The sequence below is a fragment of the Arsenophonus sp. aPb genome (assembly GCF_029873475.1).
Taxonomy (GTDB): domain Bacteria; phylum Pseudomonadota; class Gammaproteobacteria; order Enterobacterales; family Enterobacteriaceae; genus Arsenophonus.
This window is the reverse complement of record NZ_CP123499.1, coordinates 1,835,910-1,861,871: the sequence shown is the minus strand read 5'-3', so window position 1 is coordinate 1,861,871 and position 25,962 is coordinate 1,835,910. Positions and strand designations below refer to the sequence as shown.

Sequence of the window (25,962 nt, the reverse complement as noted above, 5' to 3'; positions counted from 1 at the left end):
AACTAGCTTATTTTTTGTTATTTTTTTTTAATTTTTTGGCAATCTCAGGGTCGATAACTTTAAATAATTCAATTAATGTTTTATTTCGCTGATCATCATCCATTGGTATTATCACTCTTTCATGCAGAACTTCATTCAGGATATGAACTATTTCTGAATTCATAGAGCGCCCGTTTTCTTCTGCGCGTTTAGCTATGGCATCACGCATTCCATCTGGAAATCTAACTGTAAACTTATCTTGAGTTTGACTTGGGAATTTTTTCATTTTTTAGACCGATAATAGTTTTACTAAAAATAGTATGGTGGCAACTTGACTTATTGTCAATCATGTTAAATTGACTCTAGTGGCAAATAGCCATTATTAAGGAGAATAGAAATGAATGATTCATTATATACCCAGAGAGCAACTGAAAAGTTTACTTTACGGTTACCTAAAGGTGTGAAAGATCAAGTTGAAAGAAAAGCAAAAGAAGAAGGTTTGTCTTTAAATTCAGCTATTATTCAAAGACTTGTTTGGAGCATTAATTATGATAAGAAAATGTTTGGACAACAATGAAGACGAAACCCCAACTGCTAGAACAGTCAGGGTTTCTAAAATGTTAACCATTAGCAATGAGATCAACAACATGAATATAGCAAATAAAAATCTTCCTGTCATCGCTGGAGTGGAAATTACCACTGACTCAGAGGGTCGTTTTAATCTGAATGCGTTACATAAAGCTAGCGGTGAAGGTAAACATAAGCGTCCTTCTAAGTGGCTTGCTACAACTCAGTCTAAAGAATTAATTGCACAATTAGAAGCTAACTTATTGAAAAATAATCAAAGCCCTAATTCGGGCTTAGGTCATGAAGTAATCAATTCTATTAAGGGTAGTACTAATCCAGGCAATTTCGCTCATGAATTATTGGCAATTGAATATGCAGGCTGGATTTCTCCAAAGTTTAGATTAACAGTTAACCAGACATTTTTGGATTTTAAAGCGGGTAAGTTAGCAACCGTTGTTAAAGACCCAATGGAAATACTTAATGACCCATCAGCAATGCGTGGAATATTGCTGACTTACACAAAAAAAGTGATTGCACTGGAACATAAAGTTGATGAAATGAAACCAGATGTGGCAGCGTTAGAACGAATCGCTAAATCAGACGGTGCTATGTGTATTACTGATGCTGCTAAACAATTGCAGACACGTCCTAAACAGTTATTTGATTTTCTAAGTGAAAGAAAATGGATTTACAGACGACTTGGCAGTACGTGGATTGGTTATCAGGACAAGATTCAACAGGGACTTATTGAGCATAAAGTAACAACGATTACCCGAACTGATGGAGTTGCTGAAACAAAAACACAGGTTCGTATTACACCGAAAGGCATTGCAAAGTTAGCAAAATTATTAAGCGTGGAGGTGGCAGCATGAACAGTACAATCTCTACAATTAATGTCCCTTTCCACGGTAACAATTTATATGTAGTGAATTATAACGGTGAACCATATGTACCGATGAAGCCTATTGTTGAAGGCATAGGATTAACATGGCAATCACAATTTGAGAAATTAAAACAACGCTTTAGTAAAGGTATCACTGAAATCGTGATTCCTTCAAAAGGCGGTGAACAATTAATGATTTGTCTTGCTCTCCGTAAACTTGCTGGCTGGTTACACACTATCAGCTCAAACAAAGTTAAGCCAGAAATCCGTGACAAAGTGATTCAGTATCAGGATGAGTGTGATGATGTTCTCTATGAATACTGGACAACAGGCGAAGTCAAGAAAAAGGAAACCAGTCAGACAGTATTTAATGGCCTGTTTCCTGAAAATGGCCGAATTTTAATTACGTTTAAGGATAACCGGATTTATAGCGCGGATGTGGTCTCAGAAAATGAGCATTTATTATCTCTTGATTCATTTTTTGAGATTGCCAAGAAAAGTGGATATTTAGTGATTAATAAGGATAAATTATTATCTCTGATCAATGATTAATAAGTAATTACCTATTCATATTGAATCGATAAGTTTATCTGATAGTATGCTTGCGATTTAATATAAGGAAGTATAACAATGGAAAAAACATTATTATTTGTGTTTGTGATTTTGTTTTTATCTGGATGTACCGTAAATAAAGAAATGTATGCTGTTGGTGGAAGTAAAGCTGATGGAACAATAGAATTGGCTTATGACTTTGGCATGTTTGAAACACCCAAAATTGATTTTCAGAAAGCCAGCCAGCTGGCAGTTAAAAAATGTAGTGTATGGGGATATAAAAACGCTGAAGCATTTGGTGGAAAAAGAACAAGATGTACTGATAGAAACGGATTTGGGGATTGCGTTCGCACAGAAGTTACAGTTCCTTTCCAATGTACAGAATAGAATAATGTAAAAATGAGACATCCAAACTGGGTAATAAGATTACCCCATACCTTAAGGGCGGCCATGAGTCGCCCTTTTTTATGGGGAGAACATGACTGCTGTTTATTTGCTGCTGACTGCGTGATTGCCGTATGTGACTTTGATCCGTGTTCAACAATTCGTGGTCGTTATAACACAAAAGCGGGAGCATTGCGGGTTTTAAAAAGTGAATTTGGCACACTTGAAGATGCATTAAATCGTTTCTTCACTGTAGCTCAAGATGCGCGTCCTAGGCGAGGAGATATTGTGATGTTTGATGGTGATGACGGATTGACACTAGGCGTGTTTTGGGCAAATAAGGTTTGGGCAGTAACTCATGATGGCGCTAGACATGTCAATAAAACACCAATCATGGCATGGAGAGTTGAATAAATGGGCAAGACAGTCACTAGCATTGTTGGCGCCGGTTTAGTAATCGCTGGTACAATTGCTACCGGAGGATTGGGATTAGCACTAATTGCCGCTGGTCTTGCGGTTCAAACTGCTGGATCGCTGTTATTTCAAGATAAAATGCCAAGTGGTGGTTATCGCGAGCAAGCAGAACGAAAACAGATGATGCGCTCTTCAATTGCATCAGACACGGTAATTGTTGGCAAAACAATCTGCTCAGGATTGCTTTTTTTTGGTGAAACAAAAAAAGACAGTGAAGATGTTAATAAGACTCTATATTTGGCATTAACTTTAGCAAGCCATAAAATTAGCAAAATTGGCCGCATCTGGTTTAATGATGATTTGATTGATAATTTTGGTGATAAAGCAAGTTACGAATTACATAATGACCGAACTGAAGCTGATCCCTATTTGTTGAAAAATTCTACTAGCTGGAAAGACGATATGATAGGTCGCGATCTGGCTTGGCTGCGGCTAACACTGATTTATGACGCTGAAAAATATCCTTATGGTATACCAAACACTAAAGTCGAAATTTGGGGTAAAGAAATATTTGATCCAAGAACGAACGAAACGAAATGGAGTAATAATGGCGCACTCGTTATTCTAGATTACTATCGAAGCTATTCAGAAGTCCCCGATGAAGATATTGATTTTGAAGCGTTTAAAGCAGCTGCGGATGTATGTGACGAACCAGTAAAAACAGCAGAAGGAAGTACTGAGCCGCGTTATACTATAAATGGTGCTTATGAATTGGAAGAGGGATCAACGTCGATACTAGATACTATGCACAAATGTATTGCCGCAGAACCAACTTACATAGCAGGTAAGCATGGAATAATGATGCAAGCGTATAATGGGCCAGCCGCATTACGCATTGAAGCTAATCAAATTATTGATACAGTCAATATCACTCCTGAACTACCATTGCGCGACGCAACTAATGCAGTTTATGGTACGTTCGTTGATGCAGAACAGATGTATACCAAAACGGATTTTACTCCGGTAGTGGTTCAAGAATGGGTTGACGAAGATGGGCTGGAAATAAAAGAAAACATGGATTACCGCTTTGTTAGTAGTCCTTATCAAGCTGAACGCTTGGCCAATCTATATCTACGCAAAAAACGCGCTGGCCGTCGCATTCAATTAACAATGAACTTAGATGGTTACGCGTATCGACCAGGTGATGTCGTTCTTTTTAATTTACCAAATCTTGGTATTAACGATGTTGAATTTAGGGTGGCTGAATGGAAATTTCATCCGCTGGAAGGCGTTGAAATTTTACTCGAAGAAGATGGCGAATATATTTACGAAGACATTATTGGTAAACCTTTTGAGCGACCACCTTTTACTGAATTACCAACCGGCGGCGTTGCTGCCCCCATTAATCTACAGTTTATTCCAACTACTATTGGCGACGTGGTACAAGGCTACTTGAGTTGGCAAAACGCTGCGGCTGATGTGCGCTACAACACGATTAATATCATTGAGGATGGCAAAGTCATACAGACAATCCAGGTACCTGGCGAACGCGTAGATATTTCCGGTCTACCAAGAGGAACATATCGGGTTGAAGTACGAGCTGTTAACGCTGCCGGTGCAATTTCCCAACCTGCCATCCGTGATTTTTCTATCGAGGCACCACCGCCACCGATCAGTGTAGATATTACTGTTGGCATGTTCTCATTAACTGTAGCGCCAAAACTGGGAGATACCGCCAGTTATGGTAGTACATTTGAATTCTGGTTTAGCGAAGAGAAGTTAAAAGATACTACTGAAAATGAAGTGATTAATCATGCGACTAAAGTGGGCCAAGGTCAATTTTGGACACAAGGTGATCTAAAGCCAGGCCATGAATACTACTTTTATATCCGCACAATAAATAGTTACGGCAAATCTCAATTTGTCCAAGCGTCTGGTATCCCTGACAGCTTGCCTGGCGATATATTAGATGAAATCGACAAAAAGATCAGTGATAGCGAAGCAATCAAAAAACTAAAAGAAGGAATAAATAGTAGTACCGAAGCGATTTTAGAAAACGCCAAAGGCTTAGGAGGTAATTTCACTTATTTTGTGCGCGAAAATGGCAAAATGAAGGCTGAAATTATTGAAGTTCGCAATTACGTAGTGACAGAAACGACCGCATTGGCGGAAAAGTTAGATCAAGTCAGAGTCACGGCTGATAATTCCTGGGCAGCAGCGCAAAATGCCTTGCAGGCTAAATATGATCTGAAAAAAGGTGAGGCATCTGCTACTTGGACATCGTTGGTAAAAATTAATTACAATGGAATTGATTATGATGCTGGAATGGTAATTAGTGCTGAATTAAAAAATGAAAAAGTAACTACAATGATGGGATTTAATGCACAAAACTTTGCGTTTTATAATCCAAGCAATGGAAAAATGGACTTATTTATGTATCTCAAAGATGGACAGGTATTTATTAATGAAGCATTTATCAATGAGGCCTGGATCAATAGCATTGTTGTCATGAATAAAATTCAGTCTGATAATTATGTACCTGCTAAATCTGGATTTCTGCTGGACGCCAAGGCTAATAAATTTGAAATGAATTCCAGTGAAACGGGCGGCAGATTTACTTTTGATGGCACTGGCCTGCGTTTTTATGACGAAAAAGGACAGGCAAGAATAGAAATAGCGTTGGTGTAATTAAAATGGCAAAAAAACCGGTATTCAAAGTATTTCATGATACAGGCGAAATCGATGACATTATCAACTCGATGGCTTACGTTATACATTCTGAGAAAGTAGATTTTAAAAAAAACAGCCTGACATTTGATAAAAGGTTTCTGATCGGTGGAGAGAAAATTATTGCTATCCCTATTATGTCAGAAAGAGGATTATCAACAGATTATCCAGTGGTGACAGATGTAGTAGTGAGTGGCAATACTGTTTCATGGAAATATGCTCAAAGTTCAGGTCTTGCAAGCTCAACTATTCCGATCATACTGATTGTTAAGCTCATGGGTGCTGCATGAAAGCATCTATAAAAATAAATGGAGCAGAGCTTGGATTATTTTCTTCGGTGACGTATGTACTTGAAAAAATAATTAATCTGGACAGGGAAGGCGAGCATGAAACATGGCCAACAGAAGATCACAGATCATTTACATATTCTATTAAATATCCATCGATGTGGGATAAATATATTATCTTTCATCGCAATGCTAGAACAAATGGGATCTATACAAATTTCGTAAATGCCCATCGGAATGCTACATCAATTTCAATGTTCGCAATGAAGACAGTGAATGTCTATGTGTATAGGCCGATTGTCGATAGTGATCGCAATAAATCAGTATATGTCAATATTTACAATGAAAATGGTAGCTTATTTTATTCATCAAGTTCGTTCCCGTTAAGGATAAAAGACATAATAACCGGTATCTCATATGATGGTGTCAATGAAGGAAAACCCGATTATCGCTCTGGATATCAAAACTGCATGGTATTAACTTATCTATCAGCGATATGGGAATACTCGTTTGCAAAAACGATTTTTGGTTATGGTGCATCTAATGATGGATACATAGCAAGATCGTGGGATAATGCAGCACTAGGCGGTGGCACTTCATTCACTAATGATTTTGGTTGTGTTGTTGCCTATGCTCCTGACGCTTATCCGAGATGGAAATAATCACATAATCGATATCGCTTAATTGCGATTTTTTTATATCAAAATTTCAGGAAAAAACATGATTTATAAAGATGGTACAGTAACCGTCGTGTCAGGATCTTCTATTGTTAAGGGATCAGGCACGAAATGGAACAGTAATAATCCTCTGGTATCACCTGGCATGTTGATGCTGATTAAAAACGGTGATACTAACTATCCGTACATGATTCTGTCAGTTAATTCTGACACAGAATTAAATCTAGCTGACAAACCAACATTTAGCGCAACTGATACAACATACACAATCAATCTCACCGAACCGGAAAACAACAGTGATGCTGCACGCGCACTGGTAGCTGCTAACACTTATATCATCTATTTCCTGCAAAATATGGATTTGTGGATGACAGAAAATGGTGTCGTTGAAATTACGTTACCAAGCGGTAAGACAGTTAAATTAGAGTCGATTAAGGCGCTACAAGAGCTGATGGAAGGAAAAGCAGATGCAAGCAGTGTTAAAGAGATAAAAGATGCGCTAGAAAGTAAAGCTGATACAAAAAGTGTTACTGAAATTAGCGAAAAATTAGATAAAAAATATGATAAATCTGGTGGTGAAATAACCGGTGATGTGCAATTAAATACCGGAAAAATAAAAGCAAAGAATGCAGACGCTGTTACTGATCATACTTTTCAAAATAAAAGTGGGATTTTGATGCACATTGGCGATTATGGAGTTGGTGCAAAATTAGCAGAAATCTATTTTCCTAGCTTTCTGGATCCAACTAAGTCTGACATAGGTTTTTATAAGTTTCACGGATCTAGAGTTGAAGGCGCTGACGAAATCGGATTAAAAGATGTATTTGGTAGTGCAATTGTTACTAAGTATGCAGCTGATAGCAATGTGCAATATTTAATAACAACAAATTATGGCAAAGATTTTCTCTTTATTGTCAGAAAAGAGCCTAATAAATCACCAGAGGTTGCATCGGTATGGACAAATAAAAACACGGCTGTAGATAGCAATGGCTTTTTAAAAAGAGCATCTCCAGTCGTTAAAATCCATCCATCAGGCAGTTTTGAAACTAATGACGAATCAGAGGGAGTTAATGTCCAACGAACTGGAGTTGGAAAATATTTCATCTCAGGCGTCATGGGCTATAACTCGGATGGTGGCTGGGGTATAAACGATGGTGTATCTGTGCCTAAAAATAGTAATGGCCTAGAACTTATTTATATCAAAGATAAAATTCTACCAAATGGTGATATTGAAATTAAAACCTTCCACCGTCAGCACAGTCATTTGCCAGAAGATTTTCAGCATCGGCGAGTTAAAGAAATTATTAACGGCAAACCAACTTATTATGTAGATGGTGAACAATGCGATATACCGATGTCAACCTGGCTAGATATTAGAGTTGAAATGCCACCGAATTCTGTGTGGCATCAGAAAAATACAGGTTATCAAAACGAAATAAAATAAATGTATAATCAAGTAATTATACATTACGTTATTCACGCTTAAAATGAAATAAAATGTGATAATATTATAGTATAATCAATAGGTTATTATTTTTTTGTCTATCTACTGCTACGCCACATGGGCTGGACAGAGGCGGCTGATTTAATCATTAAAGGCATGCAAGGGGCAATTGCCGCCAAAACCGTCACTTATGATTTTGAACGCCTAATGCCTGGTTCTAAGCTATTGAAATGCAGTGAGTTTGGCGATGCGGTCATCAGCCATATGTAATTGTCTGTTTTACCTGATTGATAACGGGAGCTTAATGGTTCCCGTTTAATTTGTGCGCTATTTTTTTCTTCCCCAAAACTCTTCCCCAAAACTGAACAATTAAACAGCAATAATTTGCCATTCTTTTCCCATAATTGTAGTGATATGCATCAGTCACTTTTCGGCATTTATGGTTGAATAGTTTGCTTTTGTTCAATCTTGGCTGGCCTTTTGCTGTCTATCTACTTCTGTAGTGATTACTGTTTCATTATTTTAATTGTTTTTGCAATTCATTGATTCTTATTATTAATACACTTTTGTTAGCTGGTAATTAATTTAAACTTGTGGTGGAGACATTGTAATTACTGATTGCTTGGATTATTTACTTTTATAGAGATTGAATATAGGGATTTATTATTGAGAAATTTGAATAATATTATTATAAATTAATTAATCTTCCAATAGGTATATATTTATATAAAAAATGATCTGTGATTGGATGAATTTTTTTATTTTTTAAGATTAATTTCATCTAAAACAAAGCTTTTTCATCATCTCACATTATAAATTGTGTTCTACTTTCACTAGCACTTTCTACTAATTCTATTTCGCTGTGATTTTGATTATTGATAGCTTAAATAGATATAAGTTAACTTCGTTAGTACTATTGCAAAATCATTATGTAATGAGTTTGCATCTATTTAATTTAATATGTGAATAATTTTAATCTTATGGAGTGAGGTTAATATGCAACATTTTGATTCAATAACAATATTAAAAAATAGTGAATATACCGGCACACTATATGTTAGTGGTTATTTCCAACCTGGCGATGGTGGAGGTGGTTATTATATTTGGGATAGCGCTTGCGCAAGAGATGATAATGGTGGGACTGTTATTGCTTCTAACGTTATTGCTGATGGTCGTTGGTTATTACAGCATGGAGGACGAGCTCATTTTTTCCACTTTGGTATTATGGATGATACCACACCAGCTGATGATGCACTCGACGCTATGGTCAATGATTTGTCTATTATGCGCATAGAAGCAGGTAGTAATCTATTATTTCAACGCCGTCATCATTTTAATCGTTCAAGTATTAGTTTGGATTTTAATCATTACCATATATCAACGCAAGGTATTACTCCTATTGACGGTGCAGATGATCCATTTGCCGCAGTATTCTTCTTTCAGGGAAAAATTAGCACTGAAGAAAGACAATTTACCTTGACTGAAATATTGAACGAGCAGACTGATATTTTTCCAGTTACTGACGCCACAGAATTTAAGACTGGAGATTGGTACGCACTACAAGTTGATCATTTAGCCGGTAGCGATGAGCGCGAATTGCAAAAATTGGTACAGGTAATCGCGATCATTGATAATGAGCATATTCAGATCAATTATTCTAATGGCTGGCAGCTAAATACAGGGCGTGTTATTAGTTGGCGTAAAGTCATGCCAGTGCGTGATGTGACGATTAGCAACCTCCATTTTACTGGTGCTGGTATTGATGCAAAAACTGGTAGCCATCCAATAGCTTTCGAATATGCAATTTATGTCAATGTTTTTGCTATTCATGCTATTGGCAGCTTTTGGCCAGTAATAATGCGTCGATGGAATACCCATTACATAACAAAACAATGTTCGTTGCAAAATCCTGTCAACACGGCTTATGGTGGAGCTGGTTATTTGACGCAACAAATCTATTGTTTATATGGGCATGTTAGTGATTGCTATGTCGCAAATGCCAGGCATTTAAATGATTTTACTGCTTCTGCTTATTGTATGGTGGAAAATTGTCATGCCACGGGGCAAAGTGCAGAAAAAGGCCCATTTGTCACTCATGGTCAGTATGAACATGATCTTACTTACACAGGTAACTCTGGATTGATGACATTTGCCAACTCTGGTGTTCAGTGGGGTGGTTGTGCTAAACGAATTAATGTCCGGCAACATATTTGTCCCTGGTTTGTGGCTCGATATAAAATCAGCGATTTGACACTAGAAGATGTTATTGTTATCGCTGATCCGGCTATTCCTAGTTCTGGTATGTTATGGGTAAATGCAGATGGCTTACAAATGCGTGGCTGCAAGGTTAATCGTGAATTGCGCATAACACAGGTTTCGGTGCGATCCAACCGTCGTAACCTAATTAATGGTTGTCATTTTAGCTGGCAAAATGAAATGCTGCCAATTGTGCAAACTAGTGTTAAGAGTGCCATACATATCATAGATAGCGTGTTTGATGGTATTAATGGACATAGCTTTGCTAGTAGTGCGCCCTTGAGTTTTGAACGTTGTCAATTCAATGGTATGGCAAATACTGCACTGTTAAAAGTAGCGGCGAGTCGATTTTCCTTACGTGCTTGTGTGTTAGAGTCAATTTATCTGCAACTGTCTGGCGATAGTGAAAAACATTGGGACATTACCTTGTTGACTCAACATGGGGGTGGAATTGATTTTAGTCATTATACCGCCAGCTCTTCATTAATATTTGTTCATAACCGTTTGCAAAATAGTGAGATTATTGCTAAACCAGCCAGCAGTGACCAAGTGATATGGCAAGATAATCTTATGTAACTGTAATGTTAAATATTGCAAGTAAGAGAAATTTTATCTGCATTAAGCTTCGGCCATTATATTTAAAGTATTAAACGTTATAAAAATAAATTAAATATTATTAATTTTAATTAAATTTAATTTTACAATAAGAAAAGTAAACAATTGTTATCTTTTTTATTTTGATTTTTTATTTCAAATTAGCGACAGTTAGATTGCTTTTAAACTTAATCTAAATTTGTATTTTTATTAATGGTAAGCGGTTTATGAATTGCTGTTCTGAATAATAAAAACCGCTTTTATTATTAAGGAATATGAGAATTAACATATGAGGAAACGTTTGAAAAAGCGTTTTTTATTATGAAACTAAATTCTATCATAATAATTATTGTAACATTAATATCCGCAATATTTGCCGTCATTTATAATGATTACACTCACCTAAAGTACCAATATCAACAACTTAAAGATGAATTACAACAACAAACAGAACTCAAAGACAATTATTTATACGAAATAAAATCGTTGCAACAAATTGATATAAAACGAACTCAGGAACTTAATAATGCAAAAATGGCAATACGTCAGCTTAGTAATGATTTGCGTAATAACCATAAGCGCTTGCTCGTCAAAGCCGTGTGTCCCGAGAACCATGGAGTTGCCGCCAGCACCACCGGCTTGGATGATGTCAGATCCACCGAATTGGCGCCAGACGCTGGACGAAATTATCTTCGTCTCAGACGTCAACTAGAAACATTAGAAGCTCAATTTTTGGGATTGCGAGCTAGAGTGCAGGAAATTTATAAACAAAAATAAATTTGTTATTTCTATTTTAAATAATAATTTTATTGTTTGTGATTAATATTGCCTTGAAATTAATTGTTACATTTTAAATTAGGAGTTAAATAATAGTTTCATTTATTGTCGATAATAGTTAAAGCGGCCAAGAGGAAAAAAACATGTACTTAATCGATTATAATTCATATCGTTCAGTCAAAAGTTTTAACCGTAGGACTCGTTTTCTTGTTATGCATTATACTGCTTTAAATTTTAAAGCTTCAATTACGGCATTAACAGGTAATAGTGTTAGTGCGCATTATTTGGTACCAGATCCAACTGATAATACGTATCAGGCTGCTGGTTTTAAAGACGTTAGAATTTTTAATTTGGTGGATGAAAATGAACGAGCATGGCATGCGGGTGTTAGCTTTTGGGCTGGACGCTCAAATTTAAATGATACTGCGATAGGGATCGAAATCGTAAATGAGGCGAGTTATGCTAACGGAAAAATGATTTTTCCGCCGTTTAATGACAAACAAATTGATGCAGTAAAAGAATTAGCATTAAATATTATTCAGCGTTATCCAGATATGTCACCAACCAATATTGTTGCACATTCAGACATTGCCCCTGGACGTAAAAGTGATCCGGGCGCTGCCTTTCCATGGAAAAAACTTTATGATGTCGGAATTGGCGCTTGGTATGAAGAAGAAGTAAAGCAGAACTATATGGCACAATTTAAAAATAAAATGCCGGAAAAAGCGGAGATTGTTAACAAATTAAAGCGCTATGGCTATGATGTATCCCGAGCTGCCAATAACAGTGACTATACAAAATTGATCAGAGCTTTTCAGTTACATTTTCGCCAATCAAATTATGATGGCAACATAGACATTGAAACTGTGGCTATTCTTTATGCGTTAGTAGCAAAATATTTTCCTTAATCACTTGTTAAGATTTACTTTATAAAAACTATCATTTAATTTTGATGGTTTTTATATTTAAGTACGACAATCCAATATAAGCGTAATGAAATTGTTACTGCACAAATGTTATCTTAATTTTGCGAGTTTAAAAAATATTGGTTAAACTGATGCTTATTGATATTTTAGTTAAAAGCTACTAGAAGGTGTCATTTTACCCCTTTATCACTTTTTAGTCTTAGTTGGTATTTTATTAGATAGATATATTTATTTCAAATGAGTGATGTTTATTGGTATTAATAGTTTAAGAATATTAAAATGAGGGGGGTAAAATAGCGTTTATTAATTTGAATTTTTAATTCTCATAGGAATTTTAATATTTTTTAAAACTAAATAATAAGATTTTATCTATAAAATACGGTTTGTTATACTGGATTTGTTGGGAAATTATTTTTTTCCATACAAGACTCGATAAAATTTACGCTTTATTAATCATTTGTGATAACTGTATGATTTTATATTTTATTATTTAGGTTGTTATCTTATTTTGCTAACCAGCCATATCGGCTGGTTTTTTGAATTATTACTTTTTGCTACCAAACTGGCACGATCATCACTTTATATTAAGGATAATCTCTATTTAAATTAGCAAGTTCTTCCTCATGATTTTCTATATTGCTATTACTATTATGAACAGAACTGCCTGAATTATGGCTGTTGGGTTTAATGCTAGTGTTACGTCTACCAGTTTGATCCATGTAATTTACGCCATTATGGAAAGTTGTTGAGACATAAGTATCAAGACTTTTTCTGGTTGCTACATTGGTTGCCTTAAAAGACTCTGTGATACCAGTTTGGGCAGTAGCCAAACTTTTATCAATGTTAGTCATTACCGTTTCTAAGGCTTTATTGGTTATAGTATTAGAGAGTTCTAGGCTGGATTTTAGCAACTCTAAATCATTTTTTACTGTATTGTTATGAATAGCAGTATGTGCAAAACTAAAAGCTTTATCGATAGTAGAATTAGCGAAATTTAAATTTTCGGTAGATACAACTTTAGTATAGTCGAGATTTTCATGTAGCATGATTCTAGCTTGCGCCAAATTTTCTTGCGTCATCGCTCTTATTTCTTCATAACTATGGTAATGTCTTTTGTTGTGCTTTGGAATATCTGTAATTCTAGTCGGGAAGGGGGGCTGGATTTTGTTAGCTATTGCTGGCACAAAATGACAGATAGATAAGATAATAACAATGGATACTTTATATAATAATTTCATAGCTTATCTCCTAATATATTAATTGTTATTAAGTATAGCTAATTATAACAATTATTTAACATTTTGAAGGTGTTATTCAAATGTCAGCCTGCTGTTTAATCATGGCAGTGGTTGAAATAATGTAATTAATGGACAGAAAAGATAACTTTGTAAGATATGTTGGCTATTACTTTTTATGGTTAATAAAAGAAGCTTATTTATAACAGGGTTAGTTAACTAAATAATTAAATTGTTATAAAAAATGACTATATTATTAATTTATCTCTCTTTCATCATCAGCAAAATGAAAGAGAGATAGGATGTACATTTTCATAAATTGATAAATAGTGGTTACTAACAACGACTATCCTTAGTATGTAGTGGCAATTTCATCTTCTGTGATATTATCAATATTACTATTATCAGCGGCGTTGGCTGTACCTACCCTATTGTTATTAAGAGTTTTATTATCATTGGTTGGATCTGCAATTATAAGAGAGCGGTTAGTAGTAGAATTTGCCAGATTAAGACCTTGATTGGTTGTTGAATTAACAAGCTCTGAACTGGTATTGGCGGTGTTAGCAGCCATATTTAAACCACTGTTAGCGGTATCTTTAACCGCATCTATCGTTGTTTGAAAATTAGTCTTGCTTGAATCAAAAGTCTCGTCAAGCAGTGACTCTGCTGTGTTAAAGCTTACGTTGAGAATAAGGTGAGTTGAATTGAAGGTTTCATCAGCAGTTTTACCCACTAGTCCTAGCGTCTTATCTATCGTTTTATCGAAAGTATTTATCGCCATGTTAATCGCTTTGTTAGCCGAATCTAAATTTTCAGGATTAGGGGCATTTCCAGGTTGTACTTTTGAAATTTTTGTAGAGTATGATGTTACTTTATGAAGAATATTGTCGACAGATTTAAAACTATTATTGGAAGTAGCCTCTACCATGTCAAGTGTTCTATAGGTGAGATCGGCTGCCATTTCTAACCCTTTTTGTATAGTGTCGTTGGCTACACTCAAAGCGTTATTGGTCGTTTGTTGATTGGCCTTTAAACCAGAGTTAGCAATATTGTCGATAAGCTGGGTGCTATTATTGGCGACGGATTGACTTAACTGATTGGCAGCAGTATTTGCCTTTTCAACTGTATTATAAGTTGTTCTTACTGTTTTGTTGGCGATATTTGAACCGCTTTGAAGAACTGAGTTTACAATATCCTCATTGGTGTGTGGTTCTGGATTATTTTGTGACTTATCTTTAGCCATAGTAATCGTAGAATTAAGTCCGATCAGTATTGTGATAATAGTAGATATTTTTGATAATGACTGCATAGTTTATACCCTAGAAATAATAATCATTATCAAGTATAGTTTATTTTTAACATTAATTTAACATTTGATTGATTTTATAAATTTAATCAACTTCATGTCATTGAAATTGAGGTGCTTATTTTTTCTGCCATGGCTAATTATAATTAATAAAGTGTGGCTGCCAATGGATGGCAGCAAAAAGAAGAAATAATAGTTCCTTAGTGGTTAAGTTAATCCTTTAATATAATATGATGCTTATTACCATCAACATCATGGGTTAAACAATGGCGTTTGCCATCTTCAACTCCTTCGACGATTTTTTTGCAAGCATAGATAGCAGGTGGTGAAGTAAAGGCATGGCAAATATTAACAAAGTAAGCTGTTAAAACAGATATAAAAGTCAAGGTTTTAAATAAAAATTTCATCGTTATTGTTAGCATATATAAAGCGGTAATCTTAATTTAACAAGCAGATATTTCAATGTTTTTTGTAAAATACTTATCAAGTTATTTCTAAGGTTTTTTATTAGAGTTTTGTATTGTTTTTTACTCTATATCATTGTCAAAATACTTAACATATAGCTAATTCTAAATCGGATTATAAGTATGCAATGGTTAAAAATATGATAATGGTGTTGGCTTACAAAAAATTACGCTAATTTTATTGTAACTAGTGCAAGATAATTGACCATAGTGGTTTTAGTTAATCCATAAAATGGATTAGCAATAACAATATAGGATAAAGTTGTTTTTAATATAAATTTAGCAATGGATAAAATTATTTTAATATAGCAAATAGAGATATAATAAAACTTTTAACATAAAAATTTGGTTATTAGCTAATTATGACGAGAATAAATGTAATCCCGCCTAATGAATTATGCGATCAACACTTGTTGGCAGAACATAGAGAATTAACTCGGATACCAAACTATATTGTTAAAAAAGAAGGACATGTTGCATTGACGACGTTGACTTCTTATACCTTAGGGAAGGGACATGTTCTATTTTTTAGAGATAAATTGTTATTTTTGTATTTGCGATATACATCACTACATCAGGAGTGTCTTAATCGAGGATTTTCTGTTACTAATAAATGGCCAGCAGAAGTAAAAAACTATTCTCATTTATGGAACAATTATCAAGTTACTGAGTTAGATATTATGATTAATAAGGCTAGGATAGCTGAAAGAATGCCATTAAAACCTCGATTCACTTCTCATAAAAAATAATATTATTAGCAAAAATTTGATTTAATTTTGTTGTTAATTTTTTGTTTACTATGAGTATTGAAATAAGCGAAATTTTATTTGGATAAAATTAGATCTTTGTGGATTAAGGGTTTTATAGAATATTTTAAATTTGATTTTTAAATATAAAATAACGCCCCTTTTTTAGATAATAATCTAATAAAGGGGCGTTTTACTCGGTGGATACTCTTCAGTATTCATTTAATCATCCCATTTTGGGCTCATCATTGCGGCGAAGATGCCAGATGCGCAAATCAGGCCGAGAATTAACAAAAACATAATATTCTCCTTATTTTTGGTTAATGCATTTCGATAGAAATACCTCGCTAAAATGAAAGTTAAATGCCATTATTTGGCTCAGTAATTCTAGACAAATAGCGACAAGATAAAAAGTAGTATTGTACATAAAAGATAAGTTATTTCATTTTGTTGAGCTTTCATTTAATGTTTTTCGTTTTAGCAGAGAATTTGTCAGTATTAAGGATCCGAGTCACACTTTTAGTGTGATTAATTGGATGTTTTAGTGATGAAATGCGGGTTATTAATTGTTATTAAAGTAATGTCAGGCTATGATGGTTTCACTAAAATAAATTATGGCAAAAAATAACAATTACAATAGTTAAAAATACTGGATAAAAGATTATAAAAAGGATCACATGTTTTTCTGAGATATTAGGAAATTTATTACTAGTAAAAATAATATTAGATAAATAATATAGTGATAATATATTAAATAACTTATTAATAAAATAATAAACAGTTAGCTGCTTTTCTATTAAAAAACCATTAATAATTTATTTTAATAAAGTTATTATTAAAGCTTTTAATATATAAAATAGATGATTGGTGATTTTATTACCGCTAAATATAAAAATATTACTAGAAAATAAAAGGTTAAAATAAACTTGATGAATAAGTTGCGAAAAATGAGATTTAGGTTATAGTTAAATAATATATTTAGTTTGGCTGATAAATTAAATTACATTAGTAATTATAATTAATTAGTTGATTATTTAATATTATTCTTATTTAGATGAAATTTAATATGAATAATTAATACAGTTATAGAGTTAATATTAAATATATCCACTACTATCTATAAAAATATGAAGATAATTTAATTATTGATATCTAATATCGCTATGATTTACTAGATGCTGACATAATTGTTCATATACATTAAAACTCAGCAAATTGACAAATATCTTTATTTACCTTTTTGTTATATTGTCGGTTTGTAGCTAATCATAATTCTCACTTTTAAAATAAAAAGGTTACCTAAAGAGGATGTTTATGTTACATTTTAAGGCAGTTTTACTGCTTAGTAATGTTATTACTTTTCAATAAAAGAGTGAAATTTATACAAATAAAAGGGTCATTTTTAATAAAGGTTTAGTATTATTTATTAGTGTATTTGATTTATTGGACAGTTTTTATTAGTACAGATAAGGGGAAATGTTTTGACGGAACTGATAGACAATTTTAATAATATTCTCTGGAGTGGTGTATTAATCTATTTATTGCTTGGAGTAGGTATCTATTTTACGTTAGGCACTGGTCTTATTCAATTCCGCCATTTTGGGCATATGTTTACTATACTGAAAAATAGTAATAAATCAGATAGTTCAGGTATATCTTCTTTTCAAGCTTTATGTACAAGTCTAGCAGCTAGAGTTGGAACTGGAAATCTTACGGGTGTAGCTATTGCATTGACTGCCGGAGGGCCCGGGGCCATTTTTTGGATGTGGCTTGTTGCTTTAGTTGGTATGGCTACCTCTTTTGCCGAGAGCACATTGGCACAGTTATATAAGACAAAAGATGATCAAGGAAATTATCGTGGTGGCCCCGCCTACTATATGGAGAAAGGGCTTAAAATGCGTTGGATGGGAGTACTTTTTTCTATCTTTCTTATCATCGCTTTTGGTCTAGTATTCAATTCTGTTCAAGCTAATTCAATTGCCCAGGCAACAGCCGTTGCTTTTGGTTTTAATCCTCTTTACGTAGGAATTGTGCTCGCAATAATTTGTGGCATTATTATTTTTGGTGGACTACGTTCAATTGCTCGGGTGGCCGAACTCGTTGTTCCTATAATGGCAATCGCTTATTTGATATTAGCATTTTGGGTGATGAGTAATAATATTGAACGTTTGCCAGATGTTTTTCTACTGATCATTAAACATGCTTTTGGTTTGCAAGAAGCTGTTGGCGGCGTAGTTGGTTATGGTGTTGCACAAGCGATGACACAAGGAATACAGCGAGGCCTATTTTCAAATGAGGCAGGCATGGGGTCAGCGCCAAATGCAGCGGCGGCAGCTTCACCTTACCCTCCACATCCCGCATCGCAAGGATATGTGCAGATGCTAGGTGTTTTTATGGATACTTTAGTAATTTGTAGCGCAACGGCAATTATTATTATTTCTTCTGGTGCATTAGATAGTGCTGAAGCCACTATTAGTGGAATTGAATTAACCCAGCGAGCGCTGTCTTCAGCTGTTGGTGATTGGGGAGCGATTTTCATTGCAATAGCTATTTTTTTCTTTGCTTTTACTTCAATTATTGCAAATTATGCTTATGCAGAAAGTAATATGGTTTTTTTAGAAAATAACCATACGGCCGGATTATATATTCTTAGGCTCGCTACTTTGGGAATGGTTATTTTTGGCTCAATGGCAGAAATGCCCTTAGTTTGGAAATTGGCTGATGTCTCGATGGGCTTGATGGCGTTAACAAATCTAATTGCAATATTAATGCTTTCAGGTATTGCGTTTAAACTTACCAAAGACTACAACCAACAACGCAAAGCTGGCAAATTACCTACATTTGATATAGATGCCTATCCTGATATTAAAAAACAGGTAGAGGATGGTATTTGGGAAAAGGACAATTTAAAACAATGGAATGAACGTGGCGCTAATAGTTAGCTAATATAATAAAAACCTTCGTATAAGAAGGTTTTTATCGCTAGAGTCATCTAAATTTTTATTTATTTTTTTATCAATAATATATTTGTGACAAAATTAAAATAGAGTAATGTTTTACTGTAATCTTATAAAATAAAAAAGTTTATTTTTTATAAATTATCTGTCAAAAACTAGATAATCCATCTAAGTATTTCAGTTAGTTTTTATGATATTAGTTAAATTTGTTTGTCGAAATCAAAATCAAAGGTTTGATAAAACGCCATGCCAGTATCAGCAATAATCCATAACAGTACAACAACATGATGACCTTTTTTTCTATTCACAGGTAATTGAATATCATGTTCGTATTTTACTGGCAAATCATATGACCAGAATGGGACATCAGGTGAAATATCTTCGAAAAAAGGTGTCAGTTCAAAATGGTTACGAGTTAATCGTGTTGTTGTATCCCAGCCATCCTTAGTAATGTAAGCTACATAACCACGTGTTTTATGTTGTTGTGTGTATTCCCATATAAAGTGCTGTAAACCGTTTTTTGGAACTGGGTGCTTAGGCCAGGCTATCTTTCCTTCGGCAATTAATTCATTATCCGTGGAATTTAAGTAAGCTCTTTCTCCAGTTCTTCCACCACTGACGATTAACCCATCTTTTGGCGGCGTACTACTTGCTACGTCTGATGGTTCACGTATACAAGGCCCACTTTTGGTTTCTGGAAAGTTTTTTCCTCCTTCTAACTCATTAGTTTCCCACCCTAATCCCCACCAGCCATTTATCGAAGCAAAGTGTCCGCGGGAAGCGGGGATTATAATCCTACCATGAGCAGGCTGAATATTATCTAATGTTTCCCCATTATTCTGGATAAAATTATTAGGCATAATGTCTCCTGAAATTTATTGAATGGTTAAGTGTGGTCACTTCTAAAACTAGATATATAAACACATTGGATAGAATATAATTTTCTGTTTAGGCTGAATAGATAAAATTATTTAAATAGTGATAAATAAAAGGAATAAAATTTATATTTACTTACAAATTGTTATAAATTTTTATTTTCTTTAATCTGGAAATGATAATTAAAGCTCACGATGTTAAATTTAAGTTATATATTAAAAATTGATATAAATATAATAATATTGTCTTTAGTAAGAAGATTTTTGTGATTTATTTACTCTGATTTTATTTTAATTAATTGTAATTCATTATTATCAAAAGATAGGTATATTTTGGTTAAAAAATTATATGTTTATAATATATTGCATATAAATTAATACAAAAGGTGTAGTAATTATTTGCACTCAACAGTAAATCTATATTGAACATCAATAAAAGATGCTAAATTAAAATAAAGTAGCTGAAGATTTATGTCATTTTATCTTAGCATCTATAATAACCATTTTTAAATGGACTATTGATTCAAGTTTTGTTTAGTTATCACTAGGTTGATTAACATAATTCTTCCTTTTGGTTAAATGTTTGATGATTGTTGGTAAATGTAATGTAGTGGTTCCTTGATTTCTAATTTAATATTAGGGTCTTGCCGGAAATCGTAAGGTGTAATACCAAATTCTTTACGAAACATATAGGTGAAATGTGATTGCGAACCAAAGCCAAAATCTAACGCAATATCAAAAATAGCTTTAGAGCTATTTCTCAGAAGATTAACCGCTTTGGCAAGACGACGTTGCCGAATGTATTTACCAAGTGAAATTCCTGTGATTTCTTTAAAAATTTTTTGCATATGCCAAAGAGAATAACCTGAGTAAGCGGCAAGCTCTTCCAGGTAGATTATCCTTCCTATGTGTTCTTCGATCCATTTACTTAATTCGCAAACAAGTGCTAAGTGGGTATCTTGTAGCATTCTGATATCATACTAGTTATAGGTTAAAGAAGTATACACAACTTTTTTTAGGGATGACAAAGTTCGGAAGCTGGATGTTTAAATAATTTATATAAAAACTTATGTTAATCTTTAAAGTGAACAGTTTATCTCTTTATCAGTAAGTGTTTAAGCCATTTTTTATCTATAATAATTGTTTTCGACTTCGGCAGTTAACTGATTAACAGCATGGACAATAAATTAATAAAGAGATTTTATTGATTTCAGCAATGACACTATGGTTACTGTAGTTAGTGACTTGATTTTTTACATATAGTGACATATTAATTGTTTTTTATCTTGTGTGCTATTAAAAATATGAAAAGGGTTAGATATTGAAATTAAAAAAAATAGTAATTGCGATTATGATCGTTTTACTCTGCTTATTTTTATATTTAGTCGCATTAGACAGTTATTGTGACCAAGATCAAAATGGTGGAAATTTTACCATTGGTATCTGTAAAATAACTGGTTATTTACCATTTTAACTAAAATTAATAGAGTTTTAATCTGATTTAATGATTTAATATAGGCTTGAAAAGAAATTAATGTTTTAATTAATAGTTTTGACATGCGCTTTTAGTTAAGGTTTGCATTGATAAAAATATTAGGAAATTAGAATAAAATGAAGGTTTAATTATGGCGGAACAAGTTGGGCAAACGCTTAAGCGCGGGTTGAAAAACAGACATATTCAATTGATTGCACTTGGTGGTGCTGTTGGAACAGGACTTTTTTTAGGAATTGCACAAACTATAAATATGGCGGGGCCATCTGTTTTATTAGGTTATGCAATAGGTGGATTTATTGCTTTCTTAATTATGCGCCAATTAGGAGAGATGATTGTTGAAGAACCTGTTGCTGGTTCTTTTAGTCACTTCGCTTATAAATATTGGGGATCTTTTGCTGGTTTTTTATCTGGCTGGAACTATTGGGCAATGTTTATTTTGGTTGGTATGGCTGAACTGACTGCGGCAGGTATTTATGTTCAATATTGGTGGGATATTCCAACCTGGATTTCAGCTGCATTCTTTTTTGTTGTGATCAATCTAATCAATCTTACGAATGTACGTTTATATGGTGAAACAGAATTTTGGTTTGCAATCATTAAGGTATTAGCAATTATTGCAATGATTATTTTCGGTTGCTATCTGCTAATTAGTGGAAAAGGTGGCCCACAAGCATCGGTAGCAAATCTTTGGCAATATGGGGGATTCTTTCCTAATGGCGTTACTGGAGTGGTAATGGCAATGGCAGTTATTATGTTTTCTTTTGGTGGATTAGAGCTGGTTGGCATAACAGCCGCGGAGGCGGAAAATCCGACACATAGTATTCCTAAAGCGACTAATCAAGTTGTTTATCGTATTTTAATTTTTTATATTGGTTCTTTATTTGTATTGCTCTCACTGTATCCTTGGATAAATGTAGTCAGTGGTGAAAGCCCGTTTGTACTTATTTTTCATGATATTGGCGATAAATTTGTTTCTAATTCCTTGAATATTGTTGTTTTAATCGCGGCATTATCAGTTTATAACAGTGGCGTATATAGTAATAGTCGTATGCTTTATGGTTTAGCAAAGCAAGGTAACGCCCCACATTTTTTAAATACAGTGACTAAGCGTGGTGTTCCTATAGTATCGATTGCTATTTCAGCGCTAGCAACCTCGGGCGGTATTTTAATCAACTATTTATTAGATGGTAAAGCGCTAGAATTACTAATGTCGTTAGTTGTGACAACCTTAGTAATTAACTGGGTTATGATTTGTATTTCTAATTTAAAATTTAGAGCGGTAAAAATAAAAGAAGGTGTTGAACCTAAATTTAAAGCATTATGGTATCCATTTGGTAATTATCTCTGTTTAGTTTTTTTATTTCTTATTTTAATTATCATTTTAATGACGGATGGAATTCGTATTTCAGTCATTCTTATGCCATTTTGGATTATGTTTTTATGGATAGGATTTTTATTCACAAAATTTAGAAAAGAAAATAAATCTAATTGGTAAAATAATAACCGGTAGCCCTGGTTTATACCAGGGTATTAGTATAAAACCTAAAAAGTTTATTTCCATTGCCAGCGTATCCAAGCAAAAAGCACATTACCATTATTGTATGTTCCAGGCACATATGTTGCTTGGATTGATAATTGCTTATATTCAATAGAAGCAATTGGGAGTGGTAATGGTAGGGGGAGATACCAAAGTTCATTTCTGGCGGTTATGCTTAGCGTAAAACCTGCTCCAATACGAAATTCATTAAGATTACTTGGTCGCCAAACTTTTTGAAATCCATATCCAACTATGGGCTGCACTTTATTATGAGAATCAGCAAAAGCCATAGCATAGATAGAATGCCAATTACCATTTTGATCAAAGCGGTATTTACCTATACCTAATCCCCAAGGAGTTTCATTATAGCCGGAAATTTTTTTATTATCATAAGTTAATCGGTTATGCCAAATTAAAAAAGGGAAATAAATTTCATAATGATAAGAATTCCATGTCTTATTAATATTATAAGTAAATCTTTCTCCTAGGGAGAAAGATTTATTACTGCTTGTATCAATATGGTTAGCTGAATTAGATATCGCTATTGTATAAGTTGGAAATATGCAGCAGGAAACTAACATACCAACTGAAACAATATTAATAAATCGTTTTAGATTCATTCTAGAGTCCAAAATTCAGTTATTAGGTAACAAATATTCATATTCCTCCAATATGGTTAGAAATATAGAATTAATTTGATATTATTTAAGTTTTTTATTTTAGCATTATAACTAATAATAAAGGAAAAATGAAAATAGTAAAGCAATGTGCTCAATATTAAGAATAGAATTAATTATTATAGGTTTATATAACAAGTTTATGAATATAATTTCAATCTCTAAATTTAAGAATGCATAATGTATAAGCTATTAAAACTATTGAATTTGTAATTGAAATAGCTAAGGTTGCATACGCATTTTTTATTGTAATTTTTTTATTTTCTTGATAGAAAGTAGAGAAAAAGGTTTTCCACTGTTAATTTTTAAAGTAACTAATAGCTCTGAGATATAAAATAATTTGCGATTGTAAATAAAGTATGTAATAGCACAAATATAAGCAGTAATAATATATTGTTTAATATCTGTTGTGTTATTCAAAAATTAATTTATAGTATTAAAGGACAAAAAATGACAAAGATCACTGGTACAGTAAAGTGGTTTAATGAGACAAAGGGTTTTGGTTTTATTACACCGGAAGGTGGTGGTAAAGATGTATTTGTTCATTATACTGCTATTGATGTTAATGGTTTTAAAACATTGACAGTAGGTCAGAAGGTTGAATTTGATATTCAAGAAGGCAGTAAGGGTTCCGCTGCTAATAATGTAACGATTATTTGATTATTATTAAAAATGATAAGTTATGGATTACTTAATGGTAAGATAATTTATTTTATTGGCAATATTGATGTTTTAACTCATCCTGAATATAACAGGATGAGTTTTATAGATAATAATAAATTGAATTTTTATTATGTTTTAAATTATATAGTTATTATTGGTATAATGCAATTTCTATAAAAATATCAACTATATTTAAATAAAAAAAGATTTAATGAATATTTTTATTTAATACTAATTGAATTAAATTCATAATTCATAATTCGTAATTCGTAATTCGTAATTCGTAATTCGTAATTCGTAATTCGTAATTCGTAATTCGTAATTCGTAATTCGTAACTTGTTTTTTTGTCGTTATGTTAAATTTTCCCCTGAAATTATGTTATTAAAAAGAAAAATCAAGGCTATAATTAGTAGTAAATAAGGTAAAAAATAGTTATCATATAAATCTAATCTTAATTAGATATCAAGTATTTACTATCACTCATGCGATTAAAATTCACTTAAGCAAAATAAAAAACAACATTTGTTAATTGATTGTAAAAATGATGCTGGTCATTAAAATAAAATTGGAGTTTTAACTATTTTATGAAGAAATTTTTAGGGGTTTTACTTATGATACAAGTTTTATTCGCCTCAGCGTGCTCTGATGAGAAGCCTAAGATTGGAGCATACAAGAATAATTTTGTTAAGTATTGTACTAGTTCTGCAAGAGGCAATGAAGTTAATATAAGTACTATCACTGATGTGTGTAATTGTGCGTTTGATAAAATAGTTAAAAAATATGGTATAAATAAGTTTATACAATTAGATAAGCAATTGAAAGATAAGGGTTATACGCCGCCAGAAGTTGAGCAAAATATGGTAAGCATTGTTGAGTCTTGTTTGGCAGAATTAAAGGAAAACTCTCATTAATTTTGAATATTAGCGCTGTTATTGTTATTCAAATTAATCGGCGCTTTTTTAAAAATTAAGTTACATATAAAAATTTATGGCATTAAATTAATTCTAATTGTTTTGGAAATTAATTTTATTTTCAATGAGTAATTTTAAAGTTTTTGCAAATAGAAATTAGCAAAATTATTATTTCTGCCAGATTTAAATAAATGTTTCATATTAAATAAATTGTTTTTGTTTTGTTAATTTTTATTTGCAAAAAAGTATATCTGTATTTTTTAAAAAATAAAATTTTTAAAATTGAAATTTATAGATTATGCTTATAATTAGTAAATTAACTAAAGTGGATAATCATTTATGATGAAGCGTAATGAAAGCCTAAAATATACATTAGAGTCAATGGCTTATGATCTTGCTATCCAAATAGTTTCCAAATCATCTTATTCGTGCAAATCTAATGACCTATTAGCAGAATTGGCTGGAATATTGCCAATGTGTATAGAAATAATTAAATTTCAGCAAGAAAGCATAAAGCATAAAAGTGATAAAATCCTGCAATAATAATTAATTGATTTTTGTATAAAAATGATATATTTATTTTAAATATAAATTGGTTTAAAAATTCCTTCCTTATAATAAAAATTTT

24 protein-coding genes and 2 pseudogenes are annotated in these 25,962 nt (G+C 33.0%); 19 read left to right on the top strand and 7 right to left on the bottom strand.

The annotated features are described in order from the left end of the window. Window positions 1-7 precede the first annotated feature (7 nt). Complete coding sequence (locus QE177_RS08290; protein WP_280548655.1) at window positions 8-265, bottom strand: Arc family DNA-binding protein; 258 nt, start codon at window positions 263-265, stop codon at window positions 8-10. A gap of 111 nt (window positions 266-376) precedes the next feature. Here QE177_RS08290 and QE177_RS08285 point away from each other — a divergent pair, with 111 nt between their 5' ends. The 13 genes and pseudogenes from QE177_RS08285 to QE177_RS08225 all read left to right on the top strand — a co-directional run bounded on the left by QE177_RS08285 (window position 377) and on the right by QE177_RS08225 (window position 12,449). After that, window positions 377-556, top strand: a complete 180-nt coding sequence (locus tag QE177_RS08285; RefSeq protein ID WP_280548653.1) for an Arc family DNA-binding protein — start codon at window positions 377-379, stop codon at window positions 554-556. Next, window positions 528-1,418, top strand: coding sequence for a phage antirepressor KilAC domain-containing protein (locus tag QE177_RS08280; RefSeq protein WP_280548651.1), 891 nt, complete (start codon window positions 528-530; stop codon window positions 1,416-1,418). The genes QE177_RS08285 and QE177_RS08280 overlap by 29 nt, the downstream gene beginning before the upstream one ends. Beyond that, window positions 1,415-1,768 (top strand): annotated as a pseudogene (locus QE177_RS08275) (phage antirepressor N-terminal domain-containing protein); the annotation flags it as partial. The gene QE177_RS08280 and the pseudogene QE177_RS08275, both read left to right, overlap by 4 nt. Window positions 1,769-2,059: 291 nt before the next feature. Next, window positions 2,060-2,368 carry a YecR family lipoprotein gene (gene yecR / locus QE177_RS08270; RefSeq protein ID WP_280548649.1) on the top strand — a complete coding sequence of 103 codons (309 nt, stop codon included), beginning with the start codon at window positions 2,060-2,062 and terminating at the stop codon, window positions 2,366-2,368. A 12-nt stretch (window positions 2,369-2,380) separates the two neighbouring features. Continuing rightward, on the top strand, window positions 2,381-2,779 hold the full coding sequence (locus QE177_RS08265; RefSeq protein ID WP_280548647.1) for a hypothetical protein: 399 nt from the start codon (window positions 2,381-2,383) through the stop codon (window positions 2,777-2,779). Beyond that, window positions 2,780-5,467, top strand: a complete 2,688-nt coding sequence (locus QE177_RS08260) for a DUF1983 domain-containing protein (protein ID WP_280548645.1) — start codon at window positions 2,780-2,782, stop codon at window positions 5,465-5,467. Window positions 5,468-5,472: 5 nt separating this feature from the next. After that, complete coding sequence (locus tag QE177_RS08255; RefSeq protein WP_280548644.1) at window positions 5,473-5,796, top strand: hypothetical protein; 324 nt, start codon at window positions 5,473-5,475, stop codon at window positions 5,794-5,796. Window positions 5,797-5,843: 47 nt separating this feature from the next. Further along, a complete protein-coding gene (locus tag QE177_RS08250; RefSeq protein ID WP_280548642.1) occupies window positions 5,844-6,455 on the top strand; it encodes a hypothetical protein in 612 nt (203 codons plus the stop codon). A 58-nt stretch (window positions 6,456-6,513) separates the two neighbouring features. Then, complete coding sequence (locus QE177_RS08245; RefSeq protein WP_280548639.1) at window positions 6,514-7,914, top strand: hypothetical protein; 1,401 nt, start codon at window positions 6,514-6,516, stop codon at window positions 7,912-7,914. Between the two features lie 102 nt (window positions 7,915-8,016). After that, a pseudogene (locus tag QE177_RS08240) lies at window positions 8,017-8,184 on the top strand (isocitrate/isopropylmalate family dehydrogenase); the annotation flags it as partial. A gap of 726 nt (window positions 8,185-8,910) precedes the next feature. Continuing rightward, the gene (locus tag QE177_RS08235) at window positions 8,911-10,746 is read left to right on the top strand and encodes a hypothetical protein (RefSeq protein WP_280548637.1); all 1,836 of its coding nucleotides are present in this window, start codon (window positions 8,911-8,913) and stop codon (window positions 10,744-10,746) included. Between the two features lie 339 nt (window positions 10,747-11,085). After that, window positions 11,086-11,541 carry a lysis system i-spanin subunit Rz gene (locus QE177_RS08230; RefSeq protein ID WP_280548636.1) on the top strand — a complete coding sequence of 152 codons (456 nt, stop codon included), beginning with the start codon at window positions 11,086-11,088 and terminating at the stop codon, window positions 11,539-11,541. A 143-nt stretch (window positions 11,542-11,684) separates the two neighbouring features. Beyond that, complete coding sequence (locus QE177_RS08225) at window positions 11,685-12,449, top strand: N-acetylmuramoyl-L-alanine amidase (protein ID WP_280548634.1); 765 nt, start codon at window positions 11,685-11,687, stop codon at window positions 12,447-12,449. A 602-nt stretch (window positions 12,450-13,051) separates the two neighbouring features. Here QE177_RS08225 and QE177_RS08220 read toward each other — a convergent pair. From QE177_RS08220 to QE177_RS08210, 3 genes are all read right to left on the bottom strand, one after another. After that, a complete protein-coding gene (locus QE177_RS08220; protein WP_280548632.1) occupies window positions 13,052-13,705 on the bottom strand; it encodes a hypothetical protein in 654 nt (217 codons plus the stop codon). 349 nt (window positions 13,706-14,054) lie between these two features. Continuing rightward, window positions 14,055-15,011 (bottom strand): hypothetical protein, encoded by a 957-nt coding sequence (locus tag QE177_RS08215; RefSeq protein WP_280548629.1) that lies wholly within the window; start codon window positions 15,009-15,011, stop codon window positions 14,055-14,057. Window positions 15,012-15,220: 209 nt separating this feature from the next. Beyond that, window positions 15,221-15,430, bottom strand: coding sequence for a hypothetical protein (locus QE177_RS08210; protein ID WP_280548627.1), 210 nt, complete (start codon window positions 15,428-15,430; stop codon window positions 15,221-15,223). 404 nt (window positions 15,431-15,834) lie between these two features. Between QE177_RS08210 and QE177_RS08205 the strand changes: the two genes are divergently transcribed. Both QE177_RS08205 and QE177_RS08200 read left to right on the top strand, forming a co-directional pair. Continuing rightward, complete coding sequence (locus QE177_RS08205; protein WP_280548625.1) at window positions 15,835-16,221, top strand: pyrimidine dimer DNA glycosylase/endonuclease V; 387 nt, start codon at window positions 15,835-15,837, stop codon at window positions 16,219-16,221. A 1,478-nt stretch (window positions 16,222-17,699) separates the two neighbouring features. Next, window positions 17,700-19,160, top strand: coding sequence for a sodium:alanine symporter family protein (locus QE177_RS08200; RefSeq protein WP_280548623.1), 1,461 nt, complete (start codon window positions 17,700-17,702; stop codon window positions 19,158-19,160). Between the two features lie 215 nt (window positions 19,161-19,375). Here QE177_RS08200 and QE177_RS08195 read toward each other — a convergent pair whose 3' ends face one another. After that, entirely contained in the window at window positions 19,376-20,035 is a 660-nt protein-coding gene (locus QE177_RS08195; protein WP_280548621.1) for a lytic polysaccharide monooxygenase, read from the bottom strand. 590 nt (window positions 20,036-20,625) lie between these two features. Next, a complete protein-coding gene (locus tag QE177_RS08190; RefSeq protein WP_280548619.1) occupies window positions 20,626-21,018 on the bottom strand; it encodes a helix-turn-helix domain-containing protein in 393 nt (130 codons plus the stop codon). A gap of 657 nt (window positions 21,019-21,675) precedes the next feature. On the opposite strand from QE177_RS08190, the gene QE177_RS08180 reads away from it, so the two are divergent. Then, on the top strand, window positions 21,676-23,040 hold the full coding sequence (locus QE177_RS08180; RefSeq protein WP_280548615.1) for an amino acid permease: 1,365 nt from the start codon (window positions 21,676-21,678) through the stop codon (window positions 23,038-23,040). A 56-nt stretch (window positions 23,041-23,096) separates the two neighbouring features. On the opposite strand, the gene pagP is transcribed toward QE177_RS08180, so the two are convergent. Continuing rightward, window positions 23,097-23,702, bottom strand: a complete 606-nt coding sequence (gene pagP / locus QE177_RS08175) for a lipid IV(A) palmitoyltransferase PagP (RefSeq protein ID WP_280548613.1) — start codon at window positions 23,700-23,702, stop codon at window positions 23,097-23,099. Window positions 23,703-24,209: 507 nt separating this feature from the next. Between pagP and QE177_RS08170 the strand changes: the two genes are divergently transcribed. From QE177_RS08170 to QE177_RS08160, 3 genes are all read left to right on the top strand, one after another. Next, entirely contained in the window at window positions 24,210-24,419 is a 210-nt protein-coding gene (locus QE177_RS08170; protein ID WP_026822729.1) for a cold-shock protein, read from the top strand. 588 nt (window positions 24,420-25,007) lie between these two features. Further along, window positions 25,008-25,334, top strand: a complete 327-nt coding sequence (locus QE177_RS08165; RefSeq protein WP_280548609.1) for a hypothetical protein — start codon at window positions 25,008-25,010, stop codon at window positions 25,332-25,334. A gap of 339 nt (window positions 25,335-25,673) precedes the next feature. Beyond that, the gene (locus tag QE177_RS08160; protein ID WP_280548607.1) at window positions 25,674-25,877 is read left to right on the top strand and encodes a hypothetical protein; all 204 of its coding nucleotides are present in this window, start codon (window positions 25,674-25,676) and stop codon (window positions 25,875-25,877) included. Window positions 25,878-25,962: the final 85 nt, after the last annotated feature.

Bases quoted from the DNA above. Each gene is read 5' to 3' on its own strand.
- yecR (WP_280548649.1), top strand. From the start codon at position 2,060: ATGGAAAAAACATTATTATTTGTGTTTGTGATTTTGTTTTTATCTGGA.
- QE177_RS08230 (WP_280548636.1), top strand. From the start codon at position 11,086: ATGAAACTAAATTCTATCATAATAATTATTGTAACATTAATATCCGCA.
- QE177_RS08225 (WP_280548634.1), top strand. From the start codon at position 11,685: ATGTACTTAATCGATTATAATTCATATCGTTCAGTCAAAAGTTTTAAC.
- QE177_RS08285 (WP_280548653.1), top strand. From the start codon at position 377: ATGAATGATTCATTATATACCCAGAGAGCAACTGAAAAGTTTACTTTA.
- QE177_RS08160 (WP_280548607.1), top strand. From the start codon at position 25,674: ATGATGAAGCGTAATGAAAGCCTAAAATATACATTAGAGTCAATGGCT.
- QE177_RS08180 (WP_280548615.1), top strand. From the start codon at position 21,676: ATGGCGGAACAAGTTGGGCAAACGCTTAAGCGCGGGTTGAAAAACAGA.
- QE177_RS08255 (WP_280548644.1), top strand. From the start codon at position 5,473: ATGGCAAAAAAACCGGTATTCAAAGTATTTCATGATACAGGCGAAATC.
- QE177_RS08290 (WP_280548655.1), bottom strand. From the start codon at position 265: ATGAAAAAATTCCCAAGTCAAACTCAAGATAAGTTTACAGTTAGATTT.
- QE177_RS08265 (WP_280548647.1), top strand. From the start codon at position 2,381: ATGAGACATCCAAACTGGGTAATAAGATTACCCCATACCTTAAGGGCG.
- QE177_RS08280 (WP_280548651.1), top strand. From the start codon at position 528: ATGATAAGAAAATGTTTGGACAACAATGAAGACGAAACCCCAACTGCT.
- QE177_RS08220 (WP_280548632.1), bottom strand. From the start codon at position 13,705: ATGAAATTATTATATAAAGTATCCATTGTTATTATCTTATCTATCTGT.
- QE177_RS08170 (WP_026822729.1), top strand. From the start codon at position 24,210: ATGACAAAGATCACTGGTACAGTAAAGTGGTTTAATGAGACAAAGGGT.
- QE177_RS08195 (WP_280548621.1), bottom strand. From the start codon at position 20,035: ATGCCTAATAATTTTATCCAGAATAATGGGGAAACATTAGATAATATT.
- QE177_RS08235 (WP_280548637.1), top strand. From the start codon at position 8,911: ATGCAACATTTTGATTCAATAACAATATTAAAAAATAGTGAATATACC.
- QE177_RS08205 (WP_280548625.1), top strand. From the start codon at position 15,835: ATGACGAGAATAAATGTAATCCCGCCTAATGAATTATGCGATCAACAC.
- QE177_RS08215 (WP_280548629.1), bottom strand. From the start codon at position 15,011: ATGCAGTCATTATCAAAAATATCTACTATTATCACAATACTGATCGGA.
- QE177_RS08260 (WP_280548645.1), top strand. From the start codon at position 2,780: ATGGGCAAGACAGTCACTAGCATTGTTGGCGCCGGTTTAGTAATCGCT.
- QE177_RS08165 (WP_280548609.1), top strand. From the start codon at position 25,008: ATGAAGAAATTTTTAGGGGTTTTACTTATGATACAAGTTTTATTCGCC.
- QE177_RS08245 (WP_280548639.1), top strand. From the start codon at position 6,514: ATGATTTATAAAGATGGTACAGTAACCGTCGTGTCAGGATCTTCTATT.
- pagP (WP_280548613.1), bottom strand. From the start codon at position 23,702: ATGAATCTAAAACGATTTATTAATATTGTTTCAGTTGGTATGTTAGTT.
- QE177_RS08210 (WP_280548627.1), bottom strand. From the start codon at position 15,430: ATGCTAACAATAACGATGAAATTTTTATTTAAAACCTTGACTTTTATA.
- QE177_RS08190 (WP_280548619.1), bottom strand. From the start codon at position 21,018: ATGCTACAAGATACCCACTTAGCACTTGTTTGCGAATTAAGTAAATGG.